Origin of the sequence: Saccharopolyspora sp. NPDC002686 (assembly GCF_040295745.1) — a bacterium.
Lineage (GTDB): Bacteria > Actinomycetota > Actinomycetes > Mycobacteriales > Pseudonocardiaceae > Saccharopolyspora > Saccharopolyspora oryzae.
In genome coordinates, this window is record NZ_JBEOVY010000567.1 from 1 (window position 1) to 2,881 (window position 2,881).

The window sequence follows — 2,881 nt, forward strand, 5'->3', positions numbered from 1 at the left end:
ACGTCCAATTTCAATGGAATTTGCGGCGGAATGCTCGGAACGGACGAATATCCGGACATATCCGGCGATCTTCGGGTGTTGCGGGCGGAAATCGAGGAGCCGTTGTCGGGAGATTGCCGCGGGGGGTGTCAGCCGTCGAGGGTGCAGACGAAGATCGCCGTGCCGGGGAAGTAGCGGCCGCGCAGCGGGCTCCACTGGCCCCAGACCTCGGTGTGCCCTTCCGGCCACTCCGGCTCGATCATGTCGACCAGGTTCAGCCCGGCGCCCGACAGCGCGCGGACGTAGTCGCCGAGCGTGCGGTGGTGCTCGACGTAGGTCGCGCGGTCGTTGCCGTCGATCTCCAGGTACGGCGTGCGGTCGAAGTAGGACTGGGTGACGGTCAGCCCGGTCGGTCCCGGATCGTCGGGGAAGATCCAGCGCATCGGGTGCGTCACCGAGAACACCCACCGGCCGCCGGGCCGGACCACCCGTGCGACTTCGCGGAACACCGCGCCGACGTCGGCCACGAACGGCACCCCGCCGAACGCGGAGCAGGCCAGGTCGAACGAATCGGTGGCGAAGGGCAAGCAGTCCGCGCTGGCCTGGACCAGCGGCACGTCGGTTCCGCTCCGCCGCCCGCCCTCGACGGCGTGCCGCAGCATGCCCGCCGAGATGTCCAGCCCGACCGGCAGCGCGCCCTGGTCGGCCAGCCAGCGCGAGCAGGACGCCGCGCCGCAGCCGACTTCCAGCACCCGCTTGCCGCGCACGTCGCCGAGCAGCCCGGCGTGCTCCTCGCGCAGCCGCTCGGGGCACCAGACGAAATCGCTCACGCCGAGGAACTCGCCGTGCTCCGCGTGGTAGTCGTCGGCGTCGGCGTCCCACCAGAGCCGGTTCGCGGCCCGGGACTCCACCGCCCCGACGGTGCGCTTGCTCACACCTACCGTGCCCAAGGTGTGCTCCGCGGAGCTACCCTGGACTTCTGCGTGCTCGGGGTCGTCGGCTCGTGTCAAGGGTTCTCCCCGCCGATAGTGGGTACTGCTCGGACGTGAAGCATTGTGGTCGTCCGGCACCGCCTGCTCGTCGGGGCTACCGCGGTTTGCCTGGCGATCGAGAGAGCGCGTACGATACCGCCCGCGCCGTGGGTCTTCCGCCGTCGCCGTCGCCGAGCCGGGTCGCACCCGGTGGAGCGAGGGGTTTCGGGGGAGTCGGAGCTCGTGGTCCAGCCGCCGGTTGGGCCTGGGGCCGGACGCCCGCAGCGCACTGAAACGCAGAACCAGCGACCAAACTATCCGTACCGGAGCAACCCACCTGATGTCCACCGACACCACCACCGTCCCGACTGCAGCCGCCACCAAGCCGCAGGTCGCAGTGAACGACGTCGGGACGGAGGAGGACTTCCTCGCCGCCGTCGACCAGACCATCAAGTACTTCAACGATGGGGACATTGTTGAGGGCACCATCGTCAAGGTCGACCGTGACGAGGTGCTGCTTGACATCGGCTACAAGACCGAGGGCGTCATCCCGTCCCGCGAGCTGTCGATCAAGCACGACGTCGATCCCGCCGAGGTCGTCACCGTCGGCGACTTCGTCGAGGCCCTCGTCCTCCAGAAGGAGGACAAGGAAGGCCGGCTGATCCTCTCCAAGAAGCGTGCGCAGTACGAGCGCGCCTGGGGCACCATCGAGGAGCTCAAGGAGAAGGACGAGCCCGTGCGCGGCACCGTCATCGAGGTCGTCAAGGGCGGCCTCATCCTCGACATCGGGCTGCGCGGCTTCCTGCCTGCGTCCCTGGTCGAGATGCGCCGCGTCCGCGACCTGCAGCCCTACGTGGGCCGCGAGCTCGAGGCCAAGATCATCGAGCTGGACAAGAACCGCAACAACGTGGTCCTGTCCCGTCGCGCCTGGCTGGAGCAGACCCAGTCCGAGGTCCGCAGCGAGTTCCTCAACCAGCTGCAGAAGGGCCAGGTCCGCAAGGGCGTCGTGTCCTCCATCGTCAACTTCGGTGCGTTCGTCGACCTCGGTGGCGTTGACGGTCTGGTGCACGTCTCGGAGCTGTCCTGGAAGCACATCGACCACCCGTCCGAGGTCGTCGAGGTCGGCCAGGAAGTCACCGTCGAGGTCCTCGACGTGGACATGGACCGCGAGCGCGTCTCCCTGTCGCTGAAGGCGACCCAGGAAGACCCGTGGCGCCAGTTCGCCCGCACCCACGCGATCGGTCAGATCGTGCCGGGCAAGGTCACCAAGCTGGTTCCGTTCGGTGCGTTCGTCCGCGTCGACGAGGGCATCGAGGGCCTGGTCCACATCTCCGAGCTGGCCGAGCGCCACGTGGAGATCCCGGAGCAGGTCGTCCAGGTCGGCGACGAGGTCATGATCAAGGTCATCGACATCGACCTCGAGCGCCGTCGCATCTCGCTGTCGCTGAAGCAGGCCAACGAGGGCTTCAGCCCGGACTCGGAGTTCGACCCCACCCAGTACGGGATGGCGGCCGAGTACGACAACGAGGGCAACTACATCTACCCCGAGGGCTTCGACCCGGAGACCCAGGAGTGGACCGAGGGCTACGAGACCCAGCGCGAGGAGTGGGAGCGCCAGTACGCCGAGGCGCACACCCGCTACGAGAAGCACATCGCGCAGATCGCCAAGGCCCGCCAGGCCGACGCGGAGGCCGCTGCGGCCGCCGCTGCCGGTGGTGGCGAGGAGTCGGCGACCGGCGGTGGCAACTACTCGTCGGCCTCCAGCGACGAGCAGGACAGCGGTTCGCTGGCCAGCGACGCGCAGCTGGCTGCGCTGCGGGAGAAGCTCTCCGGCGGTGCGTGAGCTTGACGCCTGACGGCTGAAGCGCAGCGGCGCCCCCCCATGAGGGGTGGGGGGGCGGGTTTTGTTACGGGGGGTACCGGGCACGGGG

The 2,881-nt window shown here is 68.7% G+C and carries 2 protein-coding genes; one reads left to right on the forward strand and one right to left on the reverse strand.

Annotated elements, in window-relative coordinates; all coding sequences use genetic code 11:
- Positions 1-128: 128 nt before the first annotated feature.
- Positions 129-989, reverse strand: a complete 861-nt coding sequence (locus ABTZ89_RS37620) for a class I SAM-dependent methyltransferase (protein ID WP_351054038.1) — start codon at positions 987-989, stop codon at positions 129-131.
- Between the two features lie 301 nt (positions 990-1,290).
- Between ABTZ89_RS37620 and rpsA the strand changes: the two genes are divergently transcribed.
- On the forward strand, positions 1,291-2,793 hold the full coding sequence (rpsA, locus tag ABTZ89_RS37625; protein ID WP_270953168.1) for a 30S ribosomal protein S1: 1,503 nt from the start codon (positions 1,291-1,293) through the stop codon (positions 2,791-2,793).
- The last annotated feature ends 88 nt before the right edge of the window (positions 2,794-2,881 follow it).

What these genes read in the sequence shown, in the direction of transcription:
- rpsA (WP_270953168.1), top strand. Translation starts at nt 1,291, where the DNA reads ATGTCCACCGACACCACCACCGTCCCGACTGCAGCCGCCACCAAGCCG.